The organism is Dorea sp. MB18-49 (genome assembly GCF_023669465.1).
GTDB classification, from domain to species: domain Bacteria; phylum Bacillota; class Clostridia; order Lachnospirales; family Lachnospiraceae; genus Dorea_A; species Dorea_A longicatena.
Map to the genome: position 1 here is coordinate 18488 of NZ_JAMOYX010000006.1, position 26471 is coordinate 44958.

Genomic DNA, 26471 nt, shown 5'->3' on the forward strand with positions numbered 1-26471 from the left:
TTCGATTATGAAAAAAATTATCTGTATTATTTTAATAACTGTCACAAGCATTTTGTCCGGGTGCAATTCAACATCAGATGAAGAAATAATATCATCACAGGATTTCAAAGAGAATTATGAGGTTTCGTCCTATGGAACTGAGGAAAAAATTAATACTTTATCAGATGTTGAGCTTACATCAAGTGAAAAAGAGTATTCTGACTTAGAAAACGCAAAATTTTTTTTAGAAAATAACTCCAACAAAGAGTATCATTATTCTAAAGCTTATTTTGAAATTGAAGCGGAGCAATCAGAAACATGGTATCAATTAACTCAACTTTATGACCCATCAAAAGATAACGAAGATGATGCAGTTATAAATCCCACCGAAAGATTAAGTTTATCATTTGATATTTCCTCGGTTTATGGCGAACTCCCATCAGGGCACTATAGAATAATAGTAAGTATTTCTTATTTCGAATCCCCTAAAGATTGGGATTATGACACTTATTATTTGGCATGTGAATTTACATTAAAATAGTATATCAGAAAGGAAACAAATGGGAACAGCAAAATGGATATACTGTCCTATATGCAAGAATAAAACAAGAACAAAAATCAGAACGGATACTAAGTTGATAAATTTTCCACTGTATTGTCCAAAATGCAAACAGGAAAACCTAATTAATGCCAGCAAATTAAAAATAACAGTAATCAAAGAGCCAGACACTTAGATGCAGAGCCGATAATTCAGAGGATTTCATATCTCATAGATTATCGGCTCATTTTTATTACCTATCATCATATCCCGTATGATTGGCAGGCAAATAAAAATGGAGGAACTAATCTTCCCCCACTTCCTTTGATTTGATGATACCAGCAGCGACGCTCTCCATGACAACCATATCTTTGTCGTCGAAAGTATCAAGCTGTTGTTCCAACTGTCTGCGGCGAGTGCTTTTTACTTTGTCACTGGTCGGCAGGAAAATTTCATCAACAGACACATTAAGTAGAGTTACAAGGTCATAAAACACCTGTAAACTTGGGTGCTGCCCTTTATTCTCAATATTCGTCAGATAGCGTGGGTCAATTTCAATTTTTGCTCCCACCTGTTCACGGGTCAGACCTTGTTTCATCCTTGCCGCTTTGATGGCAAGACCAAAGGCTCTGAAATCGTATTTATCTTCTGTTTTACGCATAATTAATCACCTCACTACATTTTACTGTTCCTAAAGAATTTGTGACAGGTACAGTAAAACGTATTGCAAGGTTTATCAGTTCCTATAAACAGGTAAATAACAATATATGCTGCTTGGCGGTAAAAAAAAACCGTTGTCAGCAGTAATGCTTTTATACGTCCTTTTAGATAGAACGACGGTTCATACAGCCGCCGTTTTATTTTTGTCCAACGGTGAACAAACTACTGGTTGGTTTTGTTTTAGCGGCTTCAGGAGGTAGCCGCATGGAATGCCTATACATTCAACAATATTCGACCATTGGTAGCTTGTTAAAAAAATCCGTTTAACTTTTGCGGATTATATCGCTCTTGTATATGGTTTTTCACATCACATAGCAGGAACAATTTATAAGGCACAAGAACAGCACGTCAGTATTGCTCTTGTGCTTTTTTGCTACTTTAAAAAATTTTTTGATTTTTTTCTGATTCGGGTTACAAATCGCCCCTCCGTGTTGAGTGTTAGTGCGGAAAGAGGTAAAAAGCCTTTTCGCTTTAGCAACTTCAACTTGAAAGGAGGTGAGATTATGAAACCTTCTTCATTTGAGAACGCTATAAGACTTCAATTTGACTGTCTGGCTCGTAAGGTGATTGGCAGAACTGTAAAGAACTACAACAAAGAACTTGCCAGACGTGCAAAGCATGAAATATCTTTCTGTGAAATACCAGAGCTGGAATTAAACCAGCTGGGTGTATCGGACGAATACTCGCTTGAATTTACTTCCTTTGATGTGTTCGGTACAGAAGTTCGTGTCTATGATGAGAAATTATGTGAAGCAATCAAAAAATTAAGTGAAAGACGACGCAATGTTGTGTTGATGTTCTACTTTCTGGAATTACCAGACGCAGAAATCGCAGAGATTTTGGATATTTCCAGAAACTCTGTTTATAGAAACAGAATGTGTTCACTAAAGCTCATTAGAGATATGTACGAGGAGGAATTATAACATGATGAAGTCTACAAAAAAGTGTCCTCTATTCTCCACAATCAGTTTAGCTGCTGATGGCGACGAAGTGGCAATAGAGAAAATTTTAAATCACTATGACGCTTACATATCAAAAGCAAGTTTACGCCCGTTCTATGATGAACACGGAAATATGTATATTGTGGTCGATATGGAACTGAAAGGCAGAATTAGAGCTGCCCTTATTAAAGCAATTCTAGGTTTTGAAGTCAGAGTGAAATAAGCGAATATATACGGAGTGTGATACCACCTCATTCCAGCTCCGTTTTACAAGTGTTCTTTGAAAATTGAATAAAGTAATCAGATACGTTTGATATGCGGTGAGCCGACGGACTGGAACGCCATGACCCATGAAAAGGAGGGATAAAGAAGCGAGCGACCACGCCAGTGATCCGTAAGCGACTGTTGGAAAAGTTGCTGCCATGACCCGTATATCAGAATAATGATACACTCGCATGGTGCGGTTCACCCATCAGAATGGGAATGGTGAAATTCCAGTGGAGCTTTCCAAAGCCATCTGATTACTTCTTACTTTATAGACAAATTCTTTCATAATGTACAAGCATTTTTGCATACTTTGTAAATATATTGTAGTGAGGTGGTTCAATGGCAAATGACGCAAAGGTAGTTTGCAAGAATGTTTTTAAAAATTGTGATAAAGCGGCGTTTACAAAAGCATTTACTCTAAAATGGATAGAGTTGATAAATCAATATGAAAAAAATAAAGGAAGGGCAACTCCTGCCAGATGATAGACAAACTATCCTACAAGATGTTATAATAACATTATGTAGAGATAGTTTGTTTCGTCTTCTCAAAAAGGAGAACGAAGCATGATAGAATCAAAATCAAGAGTTGCTATTTATTGCCGCTTATCAGAGGAAGATAGAAACAAACAATCAGAAACAGACGACAGTAACAGTATTCAGAATCAAAAGTCAATGTTACTTCAATACTCATTAGAGCATGGTTGGGAAGTCTACAACATATACAGTGATGATGATTACACTGGTTCTGACAGACGACGACCAGAATTTAACAGGTTGTTGGAGGACGCAAAGAATCGTAAATTTGATATTGTCCTTTGTAAGACACAATCCAGATTTACCAGAGAACTAGAATTAGTGGAAAAATATATCCACGGTCTTTTTCCTATTTGGGGTATTCGCTTCATCAGCATTGTTGATAATGCAGATACCGCTAATAAAGGAAATAAGAAATCAAGACAGATTAACGGTCTGGTGAATGAGTGGTACTTGGAGGATATGTCAGAGAACATTAAAAGCGTTCTCACTGACAGAAGAAAGAACGGACACCATATCGGTGCTTTTGCTCTGTATGGTTACAAAAAAGACCCTGACGTAAAAGGGCATTTGATTATTGATGAAGAAGCTGCGGAAGTTGTCAGAGAAGTTTTTACACTGTTTTCACAGGGATATGGAAAGACCGCCATTGCCCGTATGCTGAATGACAGAGGAATACCAAACCCTACGGAATACAAACGACTTCATGGTTTGCGTTACAAGCAGCCTAAAACGAAAAACAGTACCCTATGGAAATATTTTGCCATATCAGATATGTTGGTGAATGAAATCTATATCGGGAATATGGTTCAAGGGAAATATGGCAGCGTTTCTTATAAGACAAAGCAAAACAAACCCAGACCCAAAGACGAGTGGTACAGAGTTGAGGGTACACATGAGCCGATTATTGACCGTGAGTTATGGGATAGGGTTCAAGCATTGGTAGCTCAAAAGGCAAAACCTTTCACAGTTGGCACAATCGGTTTATTTGCCAGAAAAGCTCGCTGTATGAATTGTGGTTATACAATGCGTTCGTCAAAGAATCATGGTAAGCATTATTTACAATGTTCTAACCGCCATGTAGCAAAGGACGCTTGTATAGGTTCTTTCATTTCAGTAGACAAATTAGAAAAAGCTGTGATTGATGAACTTAATAAGTTATCCGCAGAATATCTTGACAAAGATGAGCTTGAACAAAATGTGCAATTCAACAATGACTTGCGAGGTCAAAAAGAAGCTCTGGAAACGGAGATTGCTGCTTATCAAAAAAAGATTGCGGAATATACAAAAGGAATCCGAGAATTATATTTAGATAAGGTAAAGGGTATTCTTTCCGAACTTGATTACTTGGATTTATCCAAAGACTTCTCAACACAAAAAGAAAGGCTCGAAAAACTGGTGATTGATACGCAGAAACAGCTTGATGTTATTGAAAGAAAAATGCTGATTGGCGACAACAGACGACAGTTAATCGAGCAATATACAAATCTTGAACACTTAGACAGGGAAACGGTTGAAAAGCTGATTGATTATGTATTGGTTGGCAAAAAAGACCCTGTAACTAAGGAAGTACCTATTGAAATACATTGGAATTTCTAGGGTTCTCATATCTGGCAGCTAGTATGCCAGATTATCGGGAACTTTCTTTTAAAACCTCAATGTTGTCTTTATACAATCGCACCCTCTGCAGCCATATCTTCATGCAGATCTGTAATCGGATCACCTTTGGACTGGAATGTTGTAGCACTCCAAGGAGTTCCGCTGGCAGCCTGAGGCCAGAGTGCGAGTGTGTGGTCTACATAATATTTGTCGAAGCCGGATTTTTCAATTTGTTCTGGTGTAAGATTACGGGTAAGCTGATGCACAATGGCACAGATGATTTCAAGGTGAGCCAGTTCTTCGGTGCCTATATCCGTAAGAATTCCGGTAACTTCCTTATAAGGCATAGTATATCTCTGGGCCAGATATCTCATAGATGCAGCGAGTTCTCCATCCGGTCCACCGAATTGAGTAAGGATAATCTGGGCAATTTTCGGGTTAGTCTGAGTAATCTTAACAGGATATTGTAATCGTTTCTCATAATTCCACATAAATTAGCATCCCCCTTCCTGCCATGGCCACGGATCATTAATCCATTTCCAATAATCCATCTGTGTAGTTGCCGTATCAAGCGTGAGAGGACCGTAATATTTGGCATATTCTTTTAAGGCCTGCACGCGTTGCTTTTTAAATTCATCAAAAAATTCCAGTGCTTCGGTGCAATTTGGGTGAGTGTCGAGAAATAATTTTACATCGTCTACAGCAAAACTGACAATATTTATCCATTCCAGGAGCTCTTTTTTACAAGGTCGGTTTTCGTTCATCTGGCCGCACCACCTTTCCAACAGAATGGGAGATTTAATTCCGCAAAAATAGTTCCACATCGGAATCCTTTTTCGACTTCATAAAGAGAACGCCATTCCTGCCACGGAACATAGGCCATAGCAATTGGGAGCCCGCTTAATTTGTCGTGTTCATGAATATTGCAGCACGATCTGGAAGGAGTGGATGGCGATACAGAAGCCGGCATTGTTCGGCTCCCGCCTACATGACATCCGTTAGAATTGTTCTGGCGCATATAATCAGGTGTATTATAACGATAATTTGGCATTTAAAATACTCCTTTCGTTAATGTTATGCAATAATATTGTATGAAAATTAATGAAAGTTGTGAATCAGACAGTTGTTTTTAAGAACGTATCTGAGTATAATAGATACGATTGGAGAGTAGAAATATGGTAAAAGAAGTTAATAAAGAGCACAAAAATGTGGAAATGACAAGGAAAAAGAAAAGGAGTGGAATTGCTTACTTTGATTATAGTCTGCTGGCAATACTGATTTGTCTTGTATGTTTTGGATTGGTTATGCTATATAGTACAAGTTCTTATAGCGCGATGATGAAACAGAATGGGGACAGTCTGTTTTATTTTAAAAGACAATTATTATTTTGCATTGTTGGTTTTATAGGAATGTGGCTGGTAAGTAAGATTGACTACCATTGGTACATAAATAAATCGAAGTTATTTTATTTCTTTTCTATTTTTATGATGTTTTTAGTAAAGACACCACTGGGAAAGGAAGTAAATGGCGCAAAAAGGTGGATCAAACTTCCGTTTGAACAGCAGCTTCAACCTGCAGAAATAGCCAAAATTGCTGTTATATTATTTATTCCGGCACTGATCTGTACGATGGGTAAGGAGATTAAGCCCTGGAAGGGAGTAATAAGAGTACTGGCATGGGGAGGATTTTCGGCGGCAGTTGTTTATCTGATCACAGACAATTTGAGTACAGCGATTATCGTGATGGGAATAACCTGTATCACGATATTTGTAGTACATCCGAAGACGAAGATATTTGTCGGCATAGCAGGTGTGGGAATTGTTCTTGCGATTGCCGGTGCAAGAATTCTGGGAACAATGATGGAAACGAGCGGAAGCTTCCGTCTGCGCCGTATTCTTGTATGGCTGAATCCGGAAAAATATGCGTCGGAAGGTGGATATCAGATCATGCAGGCATTGTATGCGATAGGATCTGGTGGCTTTTTTGGTAAAGGTCTAGGAAACAGTGCACAGAAAATGATCATTCCGGAAGTACAGAATGATATGATCCTTTCTATTATATGTGAGGAACTGGGAGTGTTTGGTGCAATTATGGTTCTGATATTGTTCGGTATGTTATTGTACAGACTTTTGTTTATTGCACAGAATGCGCCGGATCTTTACGGATCATTGATCGTAACCGGAATATTTGCACATATTGCATTGCAGGTAATATTAAATGTAATGGTAGTAATTAACTGTATCCCGACAACGGGAATTACACTTCCGTTTATCAGTTACGGAGGAACTTCGGTGTTGTTTTTGATGGCTGAGATGGGACTGGCACTGGGGGTTTCAGCAAGGATAAAAATTGCGGAATAAAAGACTTTCATTTCTTGTGTAAATATGCTATGATGAATAATGTAGTATTTAAAACTACTTCTAATAGAAATAAGCGACCGAAAAAGAGTTTTTGTATCAATTATATAAAACACTCATGTAAGGTCACATTAGGAGGAAGAACATGAGTTACAAAGTTATCATAGATAGTTGTGGAGAATTAACAGAAGAAATGAAGAAGTCGGGCCATTTTGAGACGGCGTCTCTGCAGATCGATGTAGATGGACATCATATTGTTGATGATGAGAGTTTTGACCAGGCGGACTTTTTAAGAAGAGTAAAAGTATCGGGTGAATGTCCGAAATCATCATGTCCGTCGCCGGAAAGATATATGGAAGAATATCATTGCGATGCGGAACATGTATATGCAGTGACATTGTCGGCAGAACTTAGTGGATCATATAATAGTGCTGTTTTAGGAAAGAATCTGTATGAAGAAGAGTATGGAGAGAAAGACATTTACGTGTTTAATTCAAGATCGGCATCCGTAGGTGAGACATTGATCGGTCTGAAGATAGCAGAATGTGAAGAAAAGGGCATGAGTTTTCAGGAAGTGATCGAAACAGTTGAATCTTATATTGAAGAGCAACACACGTATTTTGTACTGGAAACACTTGATACGCTTAAGAAAAATGGAAGATTGAAAGGACTAAAGGCTGTTGTCGCAACGGCACTTAATATTAAACCGGTTATGGGTTCAACTCCGGAAGGCAGTATACAGCAGCTTTCGCAGGCAAGAGGAATAAAAAAGGGACTGGCTAAGATGGTGGATGAAGTAGCAGCCAATATGAAGAATACACAGGAAAAGATTTTAGCGATTTCACATTGCAATTGTGAGGAAAGAGCAAAGGCTGTAAGAGATATGCTTCTTGAACGTGCATCGTTTAAAGATGTTATTATTCTGGATACGGCAGGAATCAGTAGTATGTATGCGGCTGATGGCGGAGTGATTGTAGTTGTATAATTTTATCAGATATGATAGAATGAATACATTGATTGGAAAAGGAGCAAAAAACTATGAGCCAGGCTAAAGTAGACAGATATAAAGATGAAAAGAAAAACCGTAAAAAGAACATGAAGAAAGAAAAGGTTCAGAACATTATCAGAAGATGTGCAGTATGTGTAATAGCAGTTGCTTTGATCGGATGTGCAGGCTATTCTGTACATAATATATATGAGTCGAAAAAGCCGACGGAAAAGGTAACGGTTGATTATTCGGCAATGACAACTTTGAGCCAGTCATTAGCTGGAAATAGTGACACAACAGCTGAATAGTATAAAATAAATCTAGAAAGAATAAGTGAACAGAAGCATTTTCTGTTCACTATTTTTTTGCCTTAAAATTATCTTAATTTCTTAAAAAGGGTTGAAAACAGCAAAAAAGTAGTTTACAATGGGTTCAAGTGGTAGAAAGTGGTGAAAAGTGGAACAAAGTGGTAGAAAAGTGGATGATGCAGGATGAAAGCTAAAAACGTAGCTCTGAAAGCAAAGTCCGGTGTTATACCATTGGAAAAAGGAGAGTCCTATGTTGAAAGGAGAGTACAGTCATAATATTGATGCCAAAGGGCGTCTGATCATTCCGGCTAAGTTTCGTGACGATTTAGGGGAGCATTTCGTCATTACGAAGGGAATGGAGAATTGTCTGTATGTATACCCGGAAGCAGAATGGACCGCTTTTGAAGAAAAACTTAACGCATTACCAACCACCACTGATAAAAAAGCACGTGCGTTTGCGTATTTCTTTCAGGGAAGCGCAGCGGACGGTGACCTTGATAAGCAAGGCAGAACTCTAATCCCTTCTGTACTTCGTACATTTGCACATCTGGATAAGGAAGTTGTATTCATAGGCATGGGGAAGCGTGCTGAGATCTGGGATAAGGCAAGATGGGATGAAAAGAATGCTGAAGTGGAACTTAACATTGAAGATATTGCATCTGATATGGAAGAAAGCGGATTCAGTATCTAGAGGGAGAAGATATGGGATTCGAACACAAATCAGTATTACTGAATGAGACAATTGAAGGATTAAACATCAAGCCGGACGGCATCTATGTAGATGGAACGCTTGGTGGAGGCGGACATGCATATGAAGTATGCAGACGCCTTGGTGAAAAAGGGAGTATTATAGGAATAGACCAGGATGAGGCGGCAATAGAAGCTGCCAGTGTCCGATTAAAAGACTTCGGGGAGAAAGTCACAATAATCCGAAGCAATTATTGTGATATGAAGTCAAAGCTTCATGAACTGGGAATTGACAAGGTCGATGGAATTGTTCTTGATCTGGGCGTATCATCTTATCAGTTAGATACGGCAGAACGAGGATTTTCTTATCGTGAAGATGCACCTCTGGATATGAGAATGGACAGACGTCAGAAGATGACAGCCAGAGACATCGTCAATGACTACTCTGAGATGGATTTATACCGTGTGATCAGGGACTACGGGGAGGATAAGTTTGCAAAGAACATTGCCAAACATATCGTAGCAGCACGTGGTACAAATCCTATCGAGACTACGGGGCAGTTGACAGAGATTATCAGAGCCTCGATACCAATGAAATATCAGAAAAAGTCTGGGCATCCTGCAAAAAGGACGTTCCAGGCTATTCGAATTGAATTAAACAGGGAATTGGACGTATTAAAAAATTCTCTGGATGACATGATTGAAATATTGAACCCTGGTGGAAGGTTGTGTATTATCACATTCCATTCGCTGGAAGACCGGATTGTAAAGAGTGCATTTAAGAAAAATGAAAATCCATGTACGTGCCCTCCGGATTTTCCTGTGTGCGTATGTGGAAAAGTTTCCAAAGGGTGTGTTGTTACCAGAAAGCCGATTCTTCCAAGTGAGGAAGAATTAGAATATAACAGCCGTTCTAAAAGTGCAAAGCTCAGAATATTTGAGCGCCGTTAGAGATAGGACAGGATATATGAACAATTAGAAAGGAGTGGCGTAAATGGCAGCAAGAGAAAGTTATGCAAGCGATAGACGCCAGTCCGGCGGATATAGTTCTGCGCGTTCGAAAGCGGGACAGGCTTATATGTATGGCAATGTAGTTGCAAAACCGGAATATGAACCAAAAAAGAACCGATCATCCGTAAAAAGAAGAAAAAAAGTAAGCAGACAGGTACAGAAAAATAGAAATCGTGCACTTCATATGAATGCAGCGTACGTAGTGTTCCTTACAATTGCAGCAACAATTGTGTTGCTATTGTGCGTTAATTATGTACGATTACAGTCTGAATTAACAAAGCATTCAAAGAATGTAACTGCATTGCAGGAAGAGCTTGCAGATCTGAAAGAGGAGAATACGACAAAGTATAATGCGGTCGTAGATTCCGTAAATCTGGATGAGATCCGAGAAAAAGCAATTAATCAGTTGGGAATGACATATGCCACACCAGATCAGATCGTGGAATATGATAATCCGGCGTCTGATTATGTGAAACAGTATGAGAATATCCCGGAAAATGGTGTGCTTGCTCAGTCAGACAAGAATAAGAAATAGGTGGGATTATGGCAAGAAAGAAGACAAATTTCTTTAAGAAAAAAATTTCAGGCCTTATGCAGAAAAAGCTAGTAATGCTCTTTGGAGCGATTATACTAGCTTTTGTTTTCTTGATAGGGTGGATTACGTATATTAATGCTTCGAAGGGCGAAAAATATACGAAGGTTGTATTAGATCAGCAGCAGTATAATAATCGTACGATTCCATTTAAGCGTGGAGATATCGTAGACAGAAATGGCACAAAACTTGCAACGAGCGAAAGAGTATATAATGTAGTAGTAGATGCCAAGACAATTACCAGTAATAAAAAGTATATCAATCCGACGATAAAAGCCTTATCAAAATGTTTTGATTTAAAGAAAAAAGATGTAAGAAAGCAGATCAAAAAGAATCCGAACAGCAGATATCTTGTACTGAAAAAGGGAGTAAATTACGAAGCATATCAGAAGTTTGAGAAGATTACATCTGACACTGATAAAAATCCTAACGTACAGGGAGTCTGGATGGAAGAAGATTATACGAGAAAATATCCATATAAGACACTGGCAAGTGACGTGATCGGATTTACAACAAATGGAAATGTAGGAAGCAACGGAATAGAGGCTTCTTATAATTCGATTTTAAATGGTACGGATGGAAGAGAGTATGGATATCTGGATGAAGATTCGGGATATGAAAGAACGGTAAAAGAACCAGATAATGGAAGTACGGTTGTCTCAACGATCGACCTTCAGCTTCAGAGTATTGTAGAACAACATATACTTGAATTTAATGAAGAGCATAAAAATGAAGCAACACAGGGTGAAGGAAGTAAGAATACCGGTGTGATCGTTATGAATCCCCAGAATGGTGAGATACTGGCGGAAGCATCATATCCGAATTACGATCTGAACAATCCGAGAGATCTGACAAAATATTATACAGAAGAACAGCTGAAGAAAATGACGGATCAGGAAAAACTGGATACACTGAATGATCTCTGGAATAACTATTGTGTCAGCAATACGTATGAGCCGGGTTCGACATTCAAACCATTTACAATTTCCGCGGGACTTGAGACGGGGGTTCTTACAGGAAATGAAAATTATGTCTGTGACGGTGTCATGCACGTCGGAGATCATGATATTCATTGCAGCAACCGTTCCGGACATGGACCGGAGACTTTGAAGCAGGCTCTGGAAAATTCATGTAATGTGGCGTTAATGCAGATTGGTGCAAGTATAGGAACCGAGGAATTCTGCAGATATCAGAGGCTGTTCGGATTTGGCGAATATACAGGAATCGATCTGCCAGGAGAAGGAGAAACCAGCGGGCTGTTATATACACCGGCGACGATGGATCCGGCCAGTCTTGCGACGAACGCATTTGGTCAGAACTTTAATGTCACGATGACTCAGATGGCGGCGTCATTCTCTTCTCTGATCAATGGTGGTAACTATTATGAACCACATGTAGTAAAACAGATTCAGGATGATAATGGAAACGTTACAGAAAATAAGGATCCAGTACTGGTAAAGAAGACGATTTCAAAAGAAACAAGTGATATTATCAAAGATTATATGCTGGGTGTAGTAGAAGAAGGAACCGGAGCAAGTGCCGCAGTAGAAGGATATGCAGTTGGCGGTAAGACCGGTACGGCCGAAAAACTTCCTCGTGGTAATGGAAAATACCTGGTTTCATTTATCGGATATGCACCACAGGAGAATCCGCAGGTTATGGTGTATGTAGTTATTGACGAGCCGAATTCGGCTGTTCAGGCTAACAGTGGGTATGCAACACAGCTTGCGTCACAGATCATGACTGATATTTTCCCGTATCTTGGTATAGAGAAGAAAACGGATAGTGCTTCCAATACAGATACACAGACGACTCAGACAGCACAACAGTAAGTTATATGTTCATAACCCCATAAAAGTTTTCATATATTATTATGAAAATTTTTATGGGGATTTTTGTTATGAAAAATAAAACGTTTCATAAAAAGAAAATTCTGGTTGTTTTTCTGGCGGCGTTTATCCTGATTCTGTATCTGATCGGAAGACTGGTATATCTGATGGTATTTGATGCAGAGTACTATCAGCAGAAAGCAGAAGATCTGCATGAAAGGGAACGGGATATTAAGGCAGCAAGAGGTGAGATCATTGACAGAAATGGAACCGTACTTGCAACCAATCGGACGGTATGTACGATTTCTGTGATCCACAGCCAGATTGAAAATCCTGAAAAAGTAATCGAAAAATTGTCAGAGTTTCTGGAAATGGATGCAGACCAGGTTAGAAAAAAAGTAGAAAAGATTTCATCGATAGAAAGGATCCGGTCCAATGTAGATAAAAGAACAGGAGACAAAATCAGAAATCTTGGCCTGGCCGGTGTGAAGGTAGATGAGGACTTTAAACGTTATTATCCGTATAATGAGCTGGCATCTAAGGTGCTGGGATTTACAGGAGGGGATAATCAGGGAATTGTAGGACTGGAAGTAAAATATGAAAAGTACCTGAAGGGGATAAACGGAAAGATTCTGACAACAACGGATGCCAGGGGGATTGAACTGGATGGTGTGGCAGAGGACAGACTGGAACCGGAAGCAGGAAATACGTTGAGGATCAGCCTGGATTATACGATGCAGAAGTATGCACTACAGATGGCTGAAAAAGTGAGAACGGAGAAGCAGGCTGACAAAGTGGGAATTATACTTATGAATCCACAGAACGGAGAAATCTATGCAATGGTGAACGTTCCGGAATTTGATCTGAATCAGCCGTTTATGCTGAATAATGAAGAGACAGGTGAAAACCTGACGGATGAACAGAGACAGGATGCATTAAATCAGATGTGGAGAAATGGCTGTATTAATGATACCTATGAACCGGGAAGTACATTTAAAATTATTACGGCATCGGCAGGACTGGAAGAAGGAGCAGTGCATCTTACAGATCAGTTTAGCTGTCCGGGGTATAAAGTTGTGGAAGACAGGCGGATCCGCTGCCATAAAGTTGGGGGACATGGGGCGGAAAATTTTGTACAGGGGATACAAAATTCATGTAATCCGGTATTTATTGAAGTAGGATTAAGGATAGGAGTGGATCGTTTTTTTGATTATTTCAGACAGTTTGGGCTGATGGACCTGACCGGGGTAGATATACCGGGAGAAGCAGGAACGATTATGCATAAAAAAGAAAATGTAGGGCAGGTTGAACTTGCGACGATCAGTTTCGGACAGTCATTTCAGATTACACCGATCCAGCTTGCAACGACGGTGAGTGCACTGGTTAATGGAGGAAGAAGGGTGACTCCGCATTTTGGAATGGAAGTATTGAGTGCGGAAGGAAAAAAAGTGAAAACATTTCGATATAATGCAAAAAAGCATATTGTGTCTGAAAAAACATCACAGACAATGCGGGAACTTCTGGAGAGTGTAGTGGCAGAAGGGTCCGGAAAGAATGCATATGTAGAAGGATACAGGATCGGGGGAAAGACGGCAACTTCCCAGACACTTCCAAGAAGTGCCAACAAATATATATCATCTTTTGTAGGATTTGCACCGGCAGATGATCCGCAGATCCTTGGAATGTGTGTAATATATAATCCACAGGGAGTCTATTACGGAGGAACCATTGCGGCACCGGTGATCGGAAAAATTTTTGAAAATATATTGCCGTATCTTGGCATTGAAAAACAGTAGGAAATGCAGTATACTAGGTAAAGTTAGAGATTAACTGAATAACAAAAGAATTAAAGAGGTGGATTATGGATTATAAAGTGTTTATTCCAGTATTGATTTCATTTGTATTAAGTGTGATTCTTGGTCCTCTTGTAATACCAGTACTTAGAAGACTGAAGATGGACCAGACGGAGAGAGAGGACGGTGTACAGTCTCATCTTAAGAAGACGGGAACTCCGACAATGGGAGGAGTAATGATCCTGCTGGCTGTTGTGATTACTTCAGTTATTTATATTGGTCGTTATCCAAAGATTATTCCGATTCTGTTTCTGACACTTGGTTTTGGACTGATCGGATTCCTGGATGATTATCTGAAAGTTGTGATGAAACGTTCTGACGGCTTATATCCAAAGCAGAAGATGGCTCTTCAAATCGTAGTGACTGCGATCTTTGCATTTTATATGGTTAAATTTGCAGGAGTTTCGCTTACGATGCTGATTCCATTTACAGGTGGAAAATATCTGGATATCGGATGGGTTGCGATTCCATTGATGTTCTTTGTTGTAATTGGAACTGTTAACGGTGTAAACTTTACAGATGGTCTGGATGGTCTGGCATCAAGTGTTACCGTACTTGTAGCAACATTTTTCACGGTGGTTGCGATCGGTACCAAAAGTGGAATTGAGCCAATTACCTGTGCGGTTGTAGGAGCACTTCTTGGGTTCCTGCTGTTTAATGTATATCCAGCCAGTGTATTTATGGGAGATACAGGTTCGCTGGCACTTGGAGGATTTGTTGCTTCAGCGGCATACATGCTTCAGATGCCAATCTTTATTATTATTGTTGGATTTATCTATCTGATAGAAGTATTATCGGTTATGATCCAGGTAACATATTTTAAAAAGACCGGCGGTAAGAGAATATTCAAAATGGCGCCGATACATCATCATTTTGAGCTGTGCGGATGGTCAGAGACGAGAGTTGTTGCAGTATTTTCTATTATTACAGCAATCTTATGTCTGATCGCTCTGATGGCTATGTAGGAGGATATCATGGAAGTAAAAGGTAAGAAAGTACTTGTGTTTGGTCTTGGAATCAGTGGAATCGGAGCAGGACAGATTCTTGAAAGACATGGTGCAGAAGTAATAATGTACGATGGAAACCAGAAACTGACAGAGGAAAAGATAAAAAAACAACTTGGAGAAGACAGCAGTGCCAAGATCGTGATCGGAGATTTTCCGGAAGAAGTTCTGGAAAAGCTTGATATGACAGTATTAAGTCCGGGTGTGCCGACGGATCTTCCTGTGATTGAAAAAATGCGTGAGCAGGGAATTACGGTAATTGGAGAAGTCGAGCTTGCATATCAGTTCGGTAAAGGTGATGTCCTTGCAATTACCGGTACAAATGGTAAAACAACCACAACGACACTTCTGGGAGAGATTATGAAGAACTATCAGGAAGATGTCTTCGTTGTGGGAAATATTGGAACACCATATACAACAGCAGTTGAGAAGATGACAGACAATACAATCACAGTTGCCGAGATGAGCAGTTTCCAGCTGGAGAGCATTGTGGATTTCAGACCGAGAGTAAGTGCAATCCTGAATTTCACACCGGATCATCTGAATCGCCATCATACGATGGAAGCATATGTCAATGCAAAGAAAAATATTGCAAAGAATCAGACAGAAGATGATTATTGCATTTTAAATTATGAGGACAGGCTTACAAGAGAATTTGGAGAAGAAATCAAAGCAAATGTTCTATATTTCAGCAGTCAGCGTAAACTAGAAGAGGGAATCTATCTCGAGGAAGGCAATATTATTTACAATTATGGCAGAGTAAAAGAAACAATCTGTCATGTGGATGAATTGCAGATCCTGGGAACGCATAATCATGAGAATGTTATGGCAGCATGTGCAATGGCAGCAGTTTATGGAGTGCCGGTAGATGTGATACGTGAAAGCGTCAAGGCATTTAAAGGAGTAGAGCATCGTATTGAATATGTAACAGAGAAAAAAGGTGTTACATATTACAATGATTCAAAGGGAACAAATCCGGATGCGGCGATCAAGGCAATTCAGGCAATGAAGCGCCCGACAGTATTGATCGGTGGAGGATATGATAAAGGATCTGAGTATACAGAATGGATTAACAGTTTTGACGGTAAAGTAAAAAAACTGATCCTTCTTGGGGATACAAAAGAGAAGATAGCAGCAGATGCAGAAAAATGTGGATTTAAAGACTATATGTTTGTAGATTCATTTGAGGAAGCAGTTCTTACTGCAGCAAAAATTGCAGAGTCAGGAGAGGCAGTTCTGCTTTCACCTGCATGTGCAAGCTGGGATATGTTCCCGAGTTATGAAGTACGTGGAGAGAAGTTCAAAGAAATTGTAAATTCCTTATAAGGAGAGGATGGCTTGGAACGATCGAAACAAAGAGCGTATGATTATGCTCTGGTCATCGTACTGGGGATTATTATTGTAACAGGGCTTGTGATTCTTTACAGCACAAGTGCATATAATGGGAAACTCAAATTTCAGGATTCGTTTTACTATCTGAAAAAACAGATATTTGCAACGCTTCTTGGAATAGCAGGTATGTGGATCATCGCCAGAGTGGATTATCATGTCTGGAAAAAATGGTCAGTACCGGGGTATCTGGTATCTGTTCTGCTGGGTATTGCGGTTCTTCTGATTGGTGATGAATATAACGGATCCAAAAGATGGTTATCTTTGGGTCCGTTTTCTTTTCAACCGTCGGAATTTGCAAAAGTTGCGGTTATATTGTTTTTGACGTACGTGATTATGCGAAATGTAAAAAGCATGGGGAAATTTACAACGGTCTGTAAAATAGTTGTAAGTGTTCTGCCGGTTGTAGGACTGGTAGGGGCAAGTAATCTAAGTACAGCAATCATTATTCTTGGAATAGCCGTAGTATTGGTATTTGTTGCAAGCCCAAAATATGGTCAGTTTGCATGGATGATATTTCTTGGCTGTGCATTTATGGGAATATTTCTTGCAATGGAAAGTTATCGTCTGGAACGTCTGCAGATATGGCGGCATCCGGAAAATTATGAAAAGGGTTATCAGACATTGCAAGGTCTGTATGCAATTGGTTCGGGAGGATTGTTTGGAAAAGGATTTGGAAGCAGTATTCAGAAATTGGGATTTGTGCCGGAAGCCCAGAATGATATGATTTTTTCTATCATATGTGAGGAATTAGGTCTGGTAGGCGCATCTTTTGTATTATTATTATTTTTAATCTTAATCTGGCGTTTTTTTGTGATAGCTTCACATGCACCGGATCTGGAGGGTGCATTGATTGCATCCGGGGCAATGGCACATATGATGATACAGGTAATCCTGAACATTGCGGTGGTGACGAATACGATCCCGAATACAGGAATAACACTTCCGTTTATCAGTTATGGAGGAACTTCGGTTATGTTCCTGCTTTTTGAAATGGGGCTTGTGCTGAATGTGTCATCTTTGGTAAAATAATATACATGTGGATGAGACACAAGAATGAAAGGAAGTATGAATGATATATGGGAAACCAGAATCAGAAAAGAGAAGGTACAAAAAAGAAAAGAAAAGATAAAAAGAAAAAACATCATGCATATGCCTTGATTGTTTTGATATTGGCGGCTGCCATTATAATCCTTGGAACTGTTTTGCTATTCTATATTCAGGAAGTGGAAGTAAGCGGTAATGAATACTGTGACAGTCAGGAAATAGTTGAATGTGTACAGAATGATAAACTGTCGAAGAATTCCCTGTATGTACTGGCAAAGTATTCGTTGGGCCAAGGAAAGAAGCCGGAGTGCCTGGATACATTGAAAGTCAGTATGAAAAATCCATGGACACTAAAAATTACCGTAAAAGAAAAGACAAGGGTAGGCTGTGTGAAATCGGGAAAAAAATACAGTTATTTTGATCAAACTGAGCTTGTAGTAAATGAAACTGAAGTGAAAGACAGCAAGATACCGGTTGTCAGTGGATTAAAAATAAAGAAAAATAAACTGTACAGCCAGATTAAAACGACAAATCAGACGAAATTTTCCGAAATAGTAGAAGCATGTGGGGAAAGCCAGAGGTATGGAATATACCCGGAAAAGATATATGTAAAGGATCAGCAGATCTATATGGATTTTGGAAACGTAAGAGCATGCCTTGGAAATCAAGTATCCGCAGAACAGATCGCTCAGATCAGACCAATCTTAAAAAAGCTGGGAGATAAAACGGGAATTTTGCATTTGGAGTCGTATTCTGAGAATAACACTACGATTACATTTGAAATGGAAGATATTTCACAAGAAAATTAAGAAAATTAGAGAAATTCTATTGATATTTTATACGAAAGTCTATATTATATACTATATATAGCAAACTGAGTTCATCTCACTTGCTCTATCAATGGGATGTATAATATATAATAAGGATAACAAAGGAGGAGAAACCCTTGCTAGAAATTAAAACAAACGAATCAGAAGCAGCGGCAAAGATTATTGTTGTTGGAGTAGGTGGAGGCGGTAATAACGCGGTAAACCGAATGATTGATGAGCAGATTGCCGGTGTTGAATTTATAGCGGTCAATACAGATAAACAGGCACTTCAGCTGTGTAAAGCTCCGACACTGATGCAGATCGGTGATAAGATTACCAAAGGTCTGGGAGCCGGTGCAAGACCGGAGATCGGTGAGAAAGCAGCAGAAGAAAGTGCAGAAGAAATATCAGCAGCACTGAAAGGTGCCGACATGGTATTCGTAACATGCGGTATGGGCGGTGGTACCGGAACAGGTGCTACACCAGTGATTGCACGTATTGCAAAAGAACAGGGAGCATTAACCGTCGGTGTTGTAACAAAACCGTTCCGTTTTGAGTCTAAGACACGTATGAACAATGCCCTTGCGGGAATTGAAAAATTAAAAGAAAGCGTGGATACGCTGATCGTAATTCCAAATGATAAACTGCTGGAGATTGTTGACAGACGCACAACAATGCCGGAAGCTTTAAAGAAAGCTGACGAAGTATTACAGCAGGGTATTCAGGGAATCACAGACCTGATCAATGTACCTTCACTGATCAACCTTGACTTCGCAGATGTACAGACTGTTATGACAGATAAAGGTATTGCCCATATCGGTATCGGTCAGGGACGCGGTGATGATAAGGCTCTGGAGGCTGTGAAACAGGCGGTTGCCAGTCCTCTTCTGGAGACAACGATTGCAGGAGCATCACATGTTATCATCAATGTATCCGGAGATATCACACTTATGGATGCAGCTGATGCGGCAGAATATGTACAGGAACTTGCAGGAGAAGATGCAAATATCATCTTTGGTGCTATGTACGATGATTCCAGAGCAGATGAAGCAACAATCACTGTAATTGCTACAGGACTTCACAATGTTGGAGGAAGTGCTTCAAAGTTAAAATCAAGACTGGAGAATCAGGGCAGATCTTCGGCTATGCCACATGGTCAGCAGGGACATGCATCCGCATATGAAAGACCGACACGTCAGAATAATACGATGTATACGCAGCAGCAGACTGTACGTACACAGCAGGCTGAACGTCCGGTTTCACCAAGACTTGATTTTGGAACAACAACACAGAGAGAAAACGGTGGAACAACTGCAAGAAGACCGATTGGTGGAACAACTCCTACATTGGATACACCAAGAACACCGACAAGTAAAGTGAAAGAGCAGTCAATCAAAATTCCGGATTTCTTTAAAAAATAACAATCACATAAAGAGTTATATTACTTAAAAAAGACAGAAGAACTGATGCACATGAATTTGAAGTGTGCACAGTTCTTTCTTTTTTTCTTCTTTTCTTTCTTAAATGCTCTTTTGTTTACGAAAGCAGTCGAACGAAAACCGGCATATCATACATCATATGACAAAATCCTTTCTATAAAATCTATATAATGATACTTGTTTGAAACAACAAATCTATTTCTGTGCACGGAAAGAGAAAGAAGGCCTGATGTGTACTATGAATTATATGTAGATGTGTTCTTTTTGATGAACTTTACGATGGATACAATTCTTTTGGCTTTACTAAAGAAGGCATTGGCATGTCCGGTGAGATATGGCCGCATAATAGCGGGAGGCGTACTGGGAGCAGTATTGACCTGTGTTGTTGTGATATGGCCGTGTAAGACAACTTGGGCGAAATTTATAGTATTTCATGGCGTCATTAATGTATTGATGCTAAGAACCGGTCTGGGATTAAAATGGGGCCGGGAATTGTTCAGAGGATGGGTAATTTTATATATAGAGTCTTTTCTTTTAGGGGGAGTATTACAGTTTGCGGGACAGTATCTGCGGCAGGGAAGTGTATTCTTTGCATTGGCAGTCATCAGTTATTATGTGGTGTTGGGAATCTGGAAGATCATTTTATTGTTTTCGGAGAAAGGAAATCGTTACTGTGAAGTGGTGGTGTTTTTCGGAGAACGAAATTGCAGACTGAGAGCCCTTATAGATACAGGAAATACATTGAAGGATACAGTGAGTAAAGATCCGGTCAGTGTTATGGATCAGGCATCTGTAAAGAGATTGACAGAAGGAAAGCAACCGGAACGATTCAGATATATTCCATATCATTCCATCGGGAAAAAAGAGGGAGTTATGCCTGCATTTCGCATGGATAAGATACAGATCATACGGAATGGATACAGGATAAATGTAGAACATCCATTAGTGGCGGTATGTGAAGAAGAATTAGGGTCAGAAAATTATCAGATGATCATAAATCCAGATATATTGGCAGGAGGAAAGAAAAATGGTGATAAAAGTAGCAGTTCCACATCAGTTTAAATTGAAAGTAATTCCGGATTTGAAGACACTCTTTTTTGTGGACAGAAAAGACATTCATTACATAGGCGGATCGGATATTCTGCCTGCACCTTTAGAGGCGGCGGCAGAAAAGAAAGCAATCAAAGACCTTGGGACAGAAAAAGATGAAAATGCAAGGAAAATACTGATTGAACATAATTTGCGCCTGGTGGTATATATAGCAAAGAAATTTGACAATACAGGAGTGGGGGTAGAGGATCTGATATCCATAGGAACGATTGGTCTTATAAAAGCAATTAATACATTTAATCCTGATAAAAATATCAAACTTGCAACCTATGCATCCAGATGTATTGAAAATGAGATATTAATGTATTTGCGGAGAAATAATAAAACGAGAATGGAAGTATCGATAGATGAACCGCTGAATGTAGACTGGGATGGTAATGAGCTGTTGTTATCAGATATCCTGGGGACGGAAGAAGATGCGATTTATAAGGATTTAGAGAATGAAGCAGAAAAGAAGGTGCTCATCAGAGCTATTGGACGTCTGTCTGGAAGAGAGCAGATGATCATAAGAATGAGATTTGGACTTGGAACGGAGGATGGAGAAGAAAAGACTCAGAAAGAAGTAGCGGATATGCTGGGGATTTCCCAGTCCTATATATCCAGACTGGAGAAAAAGATTATGCAAAGATTGCGTCGGGAGATGGTGAAGTATTCATGAAAATATGATACAATAAAAAGAAAAAAGGGGTTGGTCATATGAGACTTAGCTTTTTTGGAGCAGCCCATGAAGTGACTGGAAGCTGCCATCTTCTTGAAGCGTGTGGAAAGAATATTCTGATTGACTGTGGAATGGAACAAGGACCGGATCTTTATGAGAATCAGGAACTTCCTGTTACACCGGGAGAGGTAGATTACATTCTTCTGACACATGCACATATCGATCATTCGGGAAATATTCCGTTATTGGTTAAAAAGGGATTTTCCGGAGAGATCATTACAACATTTGCAACGGCAGATTTGTGCGATATCATGTTGCGTGACAGTGCCCATATTCAGGAATTTGAGGCGGAATGGAGAAACCGGAAGGCAAGACGAAGTGGGGAACCGGAATACGAACCGATTTATACGGTTGCAGATGCAGATGCGGCGACCAAGCTTCTGGCACCTGTGGATTACGGTCAGAAGATTACATTGTGTGACGGAATAGAAGTCAGATTTAATGATGTAGGGCATCTTCTGGGATCCGCAAGTATTGAAGTGTGGGTAACAGAAGGAGAAGTTTCTAAAAAGATCGTATTTTCCGGAGATGTGGGTAACAAGAATCAACCGATCATCAAAGATCCGCAGCTGGTAAAAGAAGCAGATTATGTAGTGATTGAATCTACATATGGAGACCGGACACATGGAGAGGATATTCCGGATTATGTCGGCGAATTTACAAGAATTTTACGGGAAACATTCCAAAAAGGAGGCAATGTAGTAATCCCATCGTTTGCGGTAGGACGTACGCAGGAAATCCTGTATTTTATCAGAGAGATAAAAGAAAAGAATCTGCTTCCGGAATTCCCGGGATTTGAAGTGTATGTAGACAGTCCGCTGGCAATTGAAGCGACCAATGTGTTTAATAAAAATGTCAAAGGATGCTTTGATGAAGACGCAATGGCGCTTGTCAATCAGGGAATTAACCCACTGTTGTTCCAGGGACTCAAGACAACGATTACCAGTGATGAATCCAGACAGATTAATTTTGATACGAAACCTAAAGTAATCCTGTCTGCATCCGGTATGTGTGAGGCCGGACGTATCAGGCATCACTTGAAACATAATCTGTGGCGGCCGGAATGTACCATCTGTTTTGTTGGATATCAGGCAGTGGGAACGCTTGGAAGAAAGCTGATCGAAGGTGCACAGAGTGTGAAATTATTTGGTGAGAACATCACGGTCAACGCAAAGATAGAAGTGTTAAGGGGAATCAGCGGACATGCAGATATGAATGGACTGTTAGACTGGCTCGCAGGATTTGAAAAGGTACCGGACCGTGTGATGGTTGTACATGGTGAGGATACAGTGACGGATCATTTTGCTGCGCTTGTAGAAGAGCAATTTGGCTGCCCGGCATTTGCACCGTATTCCGGAGGTTCCGTAGATCTTGCGACAAATGAGATCATTACCATTGGTCAGAAGATTCCGAAGAAGGCAGAAGAAAAGCCGAATAAGATTAAAAGTGCATCTGCATTTAACCGTCTGGTGGCAGCAGCCAAACGTCTGTTAAATGTAGTATATAAGAACGAAGGAATTGCCAATAAAGATATGGCAAAATTTGAAACACAGATCCAAAATCTGGCAGACAAATGGGACAGATAACCGACGTCAGACCGGATGTCAAGGAGTAAAAGTTTTTTTAATTTCATAAGAATCCGCATAAGCCTGTGCGATATGGAGAATCATTTTACTAGAAACTGATAGAGAAGATTCTGACAGGAGGTTCGCAATGGCACAGGGAAAAGTAGAAATATGTGGTGTGAATACAGCAAAGCTTCCGATCCTGAATGAAAAGGAGAAGGAAGCTTTGTTTGTGCGTATTAAAGCGGGAGATCAGGAAGCGAAAGAAGAATATATCAAAGGTAATCTAAGACTTGTCTTAAGTGTAATAAGGAGGTTCGGTGCAAGTGGAGAGAATCCGGATGATCTGTTCCAGATTGGCTGTATTGGCCTTATTAAAGCAATCAATAATTTTAATACAGAATTAGAGGTAAAATTTTCCACTTATGCAGTACCTATGATTATCGGAGAAATCAGAAGGTACATGAGAGATAATAATTCCATAAGAGTCAGCCGGTCACTCAGAGACACTGCATACAAGGCAATTTATGCTAAGGAAAACTATATGAAGAAGAATCAGAAAGAGCCTACAGTACAGGAAATCGCTGAGGAGATCGGAATATCCAAAGAAGATATTGTATTTGCACTGGATGCAATCCAGGTACCTATGAGCCTTCAGGAACCGGTGTACAATGATGGAGGAGATGCACTCTATGTAATGGATCAGTTAAGTGATCAGACGAATAAAGAAGAAAAGTGGATAGAAGATTTATCATTGGAAGAAGCAATGAAACATCTGGGAGAGAGGGAACGGTATATTATAAAGCTTCGGTTTTTTCAGGGAAAAACACAGATGGAGGTTGCAGATGAAATACAGATATCACAGGCTCAGGTGAGCAGACTTGAAAAGAATGCGTTGAAAACAATGCGCCAGTACCTTATCTAAGGGCTGGCGTATCGCTTTGTGTGTCATGTATATGACAAAAAAGTCTGATAGATTTTTTTAGTATTGCATTTTTGACAGTCTCATACTATGATATTTGCAGGAGGGATTTGTATAATGAAAGCTTGTATATTTGACCTGGATGGAACATTAACAAATACATTGGAATCTATGACATATTCTGTGAATCTGACACTGAAGGAGATGGGGCTCTCCCAGATCACAAAGGATCAGTGCAGAATGTTTGTCGGAAACGGAGCAAGAGTTCTGATCGAAGAATCTCTGAAAGTGTCGGGGGATCCTAAGGCTTCAAGAATTGAAGAAGGAATGAAAATTTACGGACGTATATTTGATCAGAATTGTACATATCATGTAACACTTTACGAGGGGATTCCAGAGATGTTAAAAGCATTGAAAGACAGAGGAATCCATCTGGCAGTCCTTTCGAATAAGCCGGACCGTCAGACGGTAAAGGTTGTAAAAGAAATCTTTGGAGATAACATTTTTGACTATGCACAGGGACAAAAAGACGGCATCCGCAGAAAACCAGAACCGGACGGAGTCTGGTATCTGATGGAGCAGATGCAGGTATCGAAAGAAGAATGTCTGTATATCGGAGATTCGGAAGTCGATGCGGCAACCGGAAAGAATGCAGGCCTTAAGACAATAGGTGTGCTGTGGGGATTCCGGGACAGGAAAACGTTAGAAACTGCGGGAGCAGATCATCTGATTGAAAGACCGGAAGAACTGTTGCAGTTTGTGTAATATTACGATAAGGGAGGTTGAGATGTATGTACGAATATGATGAAGAATGTCTGAAGACCTTTATCCTGAACCAGGGACAGCTGTTTGACGAACCAGTTGCTGAGACTTTAGAAGAGGCTGAGGCTTTTCTGGAGGATTGTATGGCTTCTATCGTAGACAGCATTGAAGAAGTTAAAGAATTCCTGGATCAGGAGGGAATGGATATCAGCGGAATGTCTGATGAAGAGATCGAAGAGGCATCGGAAGTATTTGCACTTCCAGATGGACGTTATCTTATCGTTGAGGGTTAAGATCAGAACAAGAACAAAAGAGAGCAAAAGAAAAAGCCGCGACTACTTTGTAGTTTCGGCTTTTTTTAGTGCGCTTTCAATGGCCTGAACAATCAACTGGGAAGTATAAGGAGTATCGGAAGAATACTGTATATTCTCAAGAGACTGTTTTTTATAGACCTGTTCGGCAATATCTTCAATCGCCGGTTCGATAAAAGGGTACATGGTTGTGATGGAATCATTCAGATTCGTAAAACGGATTGAATTGATATGCGTTTCATCCACTGTGACCTCAACTTCTAAAGCAGTATTATTCAACGTAATATCGGAAGTGTAGATTCCGGGAGTGTAGATCTTCTTATCATTGGATCCGGAATGGTGTCCGGGACGGAACATGAATATCAAAAGCAGGATCAGAACAATGGCTAATACTGCAAAAATAACGGTATAGATGATTTCCTTCATGTGAAGTACAACAATTTTGGTTTTGGAACTCATAGCGAGACCTCCTGGTATTTTATTTCAAAGATTGTTTTATTTTCTATAATGTATGAAAAAAGTGGAAGGATTATTCATTTAATTTTTCCGTGACAAATGGAAAAGGTTCTTGTAGAATGGTAAAAGAAATGGAAGGTGAAGAATTATGTTTATTATTGCAGGACTTGGGAATCCTACACTTCAGTATGAAGGAACCAGACACAATGTAGGATTTGATGTCATAGATATGCTGGCGGACAGATATAATATTTCTGTAGATGGAAGAAAAGGAAGAGCGCTGGTCGGAAAGGGAATCATTGAGGGTCAGAAAGTGCTTCTGGTAAAACCGCAGACTTACATGAATCTCAGCGGGGAAAGCTTAAGAGAACTGGTCAATTATTATAAGATCGATGAAGAACATGAACTTCTGGTGATCTATGATGATATCAGTCTGGATGTGGGACAGCTAAGGATCCGTAAAAAAGGAAGTGCCGGAGGGCATAACGGAATCAAGAATATCATTGCCAATTTGGGAACGGATGTATTTCCGAGAATCAAGATCGGGGTAGGTGAGAAGCCGAAGAAATATGACCTGGCGGATTATGTGCTGGGACATTTTTCAAAAGAAGACCGTGAATTGATGGAAGAAGGTTATGACCGCGCAGACCATGCGGTAGGAATGATCTTAAATGGAGAGATCGAGGCTGCCATGAATCAGTATAACAGGAAAGTAAAGCCTAAGGAGGCATAAAAG

The 26471-nt window shown here is 39.8% G+C and carries 30 protein-coding genes and 1 pseudogene; 26 read left to right on the forward strand and 5 right to left on the reverse strand.

Annotation, left to right across the window (positions count from 1 at the left end):
• Positions 1-7: 7 nt before the first annotated feature.
• Both NCY30_RS03515 and NCY30_RS03520 read left to right on the forward strand, forming a co-directional pair.
• Positions 8-520: a membrane lipoprotein lipid attachment site-containing protein gene (locus tag NCY30_RS03515; RefSeq protein ID WP_139009686.1), complete on the forward strand. Its 513-nt coding sequence runs from the start codon at positions 8-10 to the stop codon at positions 518-520.
• Positions 521-539: 19 nt separating this feature from the next.
• Entirely contained in the window at positions 540-713 is a 174-nt protein-coding gene (locus NCY30_RS03520) for a cysteine-rich KTR domain-containing protein (protein WP_008704154.1), read from the forward strand.
• Positions 714-821: 108 nt separating this feature from the next.
• Here NCY30_RS03520 and NCY30_RS03525 read toward each other — a convergent pair whose 3' ends face one another.
• A complete protein-coding gene (locus tag NCY30_RS03525) occupies positions 822-1178 on the reverse strand; it encodes a helix-turn-helix domain-containing protein (RefSeq protein ID WP_006857575.1) in 357 nt (118 codons plus the stop codon).
• 562 nt (positions 1179-1740) lie between these two features.
• Here NCY30_RS03525 and NCY30_RS03530 point away from each other — a divergent pair.
• From NCY30_RS03530 to NCY30_RS03545, 4 genes are all read left to right on the forward strand, one after another.
• Positions 1741-2160, forward strand: a complete 420-nt coding sequence (locus NCY30_RS03530; protein WP_008704153.1) for an RNA polymerase sigma factor — start codon at positions 1741-1743, stop codon at positions 2158-2160.
• Position 2161: 1 nt separating this feature from the next.
• On the forward strand, positions 2162-2401 hold the full coding sequence (locus NCY30_RS03535; RefSeq protein WP_006857574.1) for a helix-turn-helix domain-containing protein: 240 nt from the start codon (positions 2162-2164) through the stop codon (positions 2399-2401).
• 383 nt (positions 2402-2784) lie between these two features.
• On the forward strand, positions 2785-2928 hold the full coding sequence (locus NCY30_RS03540; protein ID WP_006857573.1) for a hypothetical protein: 144 nt from the start codon (positions 2785-2787) through the stop codon (positions 2926-2928).
• A gap of 81 nt (positions 2929-3009) precedes the next feature.
• A complete protein-coding gene (locus tag NCY30_RS03545) occupies positions 3010-4578 on the forward strand; it encodes a recombinase family protein (protein ID WP_117605852.1) in 1569 nt (522 codons plus the stop codon).
• 83 nt (positions 4579-4661) lie between these two features.
• On the opposite strand, the pseudogene NCY30_RS03550 reads toward NCY30_RS03545, so the two are convergent.
• From NCY30_RS03550 to NCY30_RS15185, 3 genes and pseudogenes are all read right to left on the reverse strand, one after another.
• Positions 4662-5069, reverse strand: a pseudogene (locus NCY30_RS03550) (manganese catalase family protein); the annotation flags it as partial.
• A 3-nt stretch (positions 5070-5072) separates the two neighbouring features.
• On the reverse strand, positions 5073-5342 hold the full coding sequence (locus NCY30_RS03555) for a spore coat protein CotJB (RefSeq protein ID WP_022414988.1): 270 nt from the start codon (positions 5340-5342) through the stop codon (positions 5073-5075).
• Positions 5339-5629 (reverse strand): spore coat associated protein CotJA, encoded by a 291-nt coding sequence (locus NCY30_RS15185; RefSeq protein WP_022414989.1) that lies wholly within the window; start codon positions 5627-5629, stop codon positions 5339-5341. The genes NCY30_RS03555 and NCY30_RS15185 overlap by 4 nt, the downstream gene beginning before the upstream one ends.
• A gap of 124 nt (positions 5630-5753) precedes the next feature.
• On the opposite strand from NCY30_RS15185, the gene NCY30_RS03565 reads away from it, so the two are divergent.
• From NCY30_RS03565 to NCY30_RS03655, 19 genes are all read left to right on the forward strand, one after another.
• Positions 5754-6938, forward strand: coding sequence for a putative peptidoglycan glycosyltransferase FtsW (locus NCY30_RS03565; RefSeq protein ID WP_331476449.1), 1185 nt, complete (start codon positions 5754-5756; stop codon positions 6936-6938).
• Positions 6939-7080: 142 nt separating this feature from the next.
• Positions 7081-7920: a DegV family protein gene (locus NCY30_RS03570; protein ID WP_250818465.1), complete on the forward strand. Its 840-nt coding sequence runs from the start codon at positions 7081-7083 to the stop codon at positions 7918-7920.
• A gap of 53 nt (positions 7921-7973) precedes the next feature.
• Entirely contained in the window at positions 7974-8231 is a 258-nt protein-coding gene (locus NCY30_RS03575; RefSeq protein WP_006427110.1) for a hypothetical protein, read from the forward strand.
• 250 nt (positions 8232-8481) lie between these two features.
• A complete protein-coding gene (gene mraZ, locus NCY30_RS03580; RefSeq protein ID WP_006427108.1) occupies positions 8482-8922 on the forward strand; it encodes a division/cell wall cluster transcriptional repressor MraZ in 441 nt (146 codons plus the stop codon).
• A gap of 11 nt (positions 8923-8933) precedes the next feature.
• A complete protein-coding gene (gene rsmH / locus NCY30_RS03585; protein WP_006427107.1) occupies positions 8934-9869 on the forward strand; it encodes a 16S rRNA (cytosine(1402)-N(4))-methyltransferase RsmH in 936 nt (311 codons plus the stop codon).
• Positions 9870-9912: 43 nt separating this feature from the next.
• Positions 9913-10464 carry a hypothetical protein gene (locus NCY30_RS03590; protein WP_006427106.1) on the forward strand — a complete coding sequence of 184 codons (552 nt, stop codon included), beginning with the start codon at positions 9913-9915 and terminating at the stop codon, positions 10462-10464.
• A gap of 8 nt (positions 10465-10472) precedes the next feature.
• Complete coding sequence (locus NCY30_RS03595) at positions 10473-12353, forward strand: peptidoglycan D,D-transpeptidase FtsI family protein (RefSeq protein ID WP_250818466.1); 1881 nt, start codon at positions 10473-10475, stop codon at positions 12351-12353.
• Between the two features lie 68 nt (positions 12354-12421).
• The gene (locus tag NCY30_RS03600) at positions 12422-14146 is read left to right on the forward strand and encodes a peptidoglycan D,D-transpeptidase FtsI family protein (RefSeq protein ID WP_022414994.1); all 1725 of its coding nucleotides are present in this window, start codon (positions 12422-12424) and stop codon (positions 14144-14146) included.
• A 65-nt stretch (positions 14147-14211) separates the two neighbouring features.
• The gene (mraY, locus tag NCY30_RS03605) at positions 14212-15168 is read left to right on the forward strand and encodes a phospho-N-acetylmuramoyl-pentapeptide-transferase (protein WP_006427103.1); all 957 of its coding nucleotides are present in this window, start codon (positions 14212-14214) and stop codon (positions 15166-15168) included.
• Between the two features lie 9 nt (positions 15169-15177).
• Positions 15178-16533, forward strand: a complete 1356-nt coding sequence (gene murD / locus NCY30_RS03610; protein WP_130096598.1) for a UDP-N-acetylmuramoyl-L-alanine--D-glutamate ligase — start codon at positions 15178-15180, stop codon at positions 16531-16533.
• A 12-nt stretch (positions 16534-16545) separates the two neighbouring features.
• Complete coding sequence (locus tag NCY30_RS03615) at positions 16546-17628, forward strand: FtsW/RodA/SpoVE family cell cycle protein (protein WP_022414996.1); 1083 nt, start codon at positions 16546-16548, stop codon at positions 17626-17628.
• A 47-nt stretch (positions 17629-17675) separates the two neighbouring features.
• A complete protein-coding gene (locus NCY30_RS03620; RefSeq protein ID WP_055214754.1) occupies positions 17676-18452 on the forward strand; it encodes a hypothetical protein in 777 nt (258 codons plus the stop codon).
• Positions 18453-18589: 137 nt separating this feature from the next.
• Positions 18590-19873, forward strand: coding sequence for a cell division protein FtsZ (gene ftsZ / locus NCY30_RS03625; RefSeq protein WP_055214752.1), 1284 nt, complete (start codon positions 18590-18592; stop codon positions 19871-19873).
• 249 nt (positions 19874-20122) lie between these two features.
• Positions 20123-20953 (forward strand): sigma-E processing peptidase SpoIIGA, encoded by an 831-nt coding sequence (locus NCY30_RS03630; RefSeq protein WP_055195435.1) that lies wholly within the window; start codon positions 20123-20125, stop codon positions 20951-20953.
• A complete protein-coding gene (sigE, locus tag NCY30_RS03635) occupies positions 20919-21659 on the forward strand; it encodes an RNA polymerase sporulation sigma factor SigE (protein ID WP_006427096.1) in 741 nt (246 codons plus the stop codon). The genes NCY30_RS03630 and sigE overlap by 35 nt, the downstream gene beginning before the upstream one ends.
• A gap of 38 nt (positions 21660-21697) precedes the next feature.
• Positions 21698-23305 carry an MBL fold metallo-hydrolase RNA specificity domain-containing protein gene (locus NCY30_RS03640; protein ID WP_006427095.1) on the forward strand — a complete coding sequence of 536 codons (1608 nt, stop codon included), beginning with the start codon at positions 21698-21700 and terminating at the stop codon, positions 23303-23305.
• A gap of 127 nt (positions 23306-23432) precedes the next feature.
• Complete coding sequence (gene sigG / locus NCY30_RS03645; protein ID WP_006427094.1) at positions 23433-24209, forward strand: RNA polymerase sporulation sigma factor SigG; 777 nt, start codon at positions 23433-23435, stop codon at positions 24207-24209.
• Positions 24210-24323: 114 nt separating this feature from the next.
• On the forward strand, positions 24324-24971 hold the full coding sequence (locus NCY30_RS03650) for an HAD family hydrolase (protein WP_022415000.1): 648 nt from the start codon (positions 24324-24326) through the stop codon (positions 24969-24971).
• Between the two features lie 26 nt (positions 24972-24997).
• Positions 24998-25261 carry a hypothetical protein gene (locus tag NCY30_RS03655; RefSeq protein WP_006427092.1) on the forward strand — a complete coding sequence of 88 codons (264 nt, stop codon included), beginning with the start codon at positions 24998-25000 and terminating at the stop codon, positions 25259-25261.
• A gap of 42 nt (positions 25262-25303) precedes the next feature.
• Here the strand turns inward: NCY30_RS03655 and NCY30_RS03660 are convergent, their stop codons facing one another.
• Positions 25304-25738, reverse strand: a complete 435-nt coding sequence (locus NCY30_RS03660) for an FMN-binding protein (RefSeq protein WP_195464975.1) — start codon at positions 25736-25738, stop codon at positions 25304-25306.
• Between the two features lie 145 nt (positions 25739-25883).
• On the opposite strand from NCY30_RS03660, the gene pth reads away from it, so the two are divergent.
• Entirely contained in the window at positions 25884-26468 is a 585-nt protein-coding gene (pth, locus tag NCY30_RS03665) for an aminoacyl-tRNA hydrolase (protein WP_006427089.1), read from the forward strand.
• Positions 26469-26471: the final 3 nt, after the last annotated feature.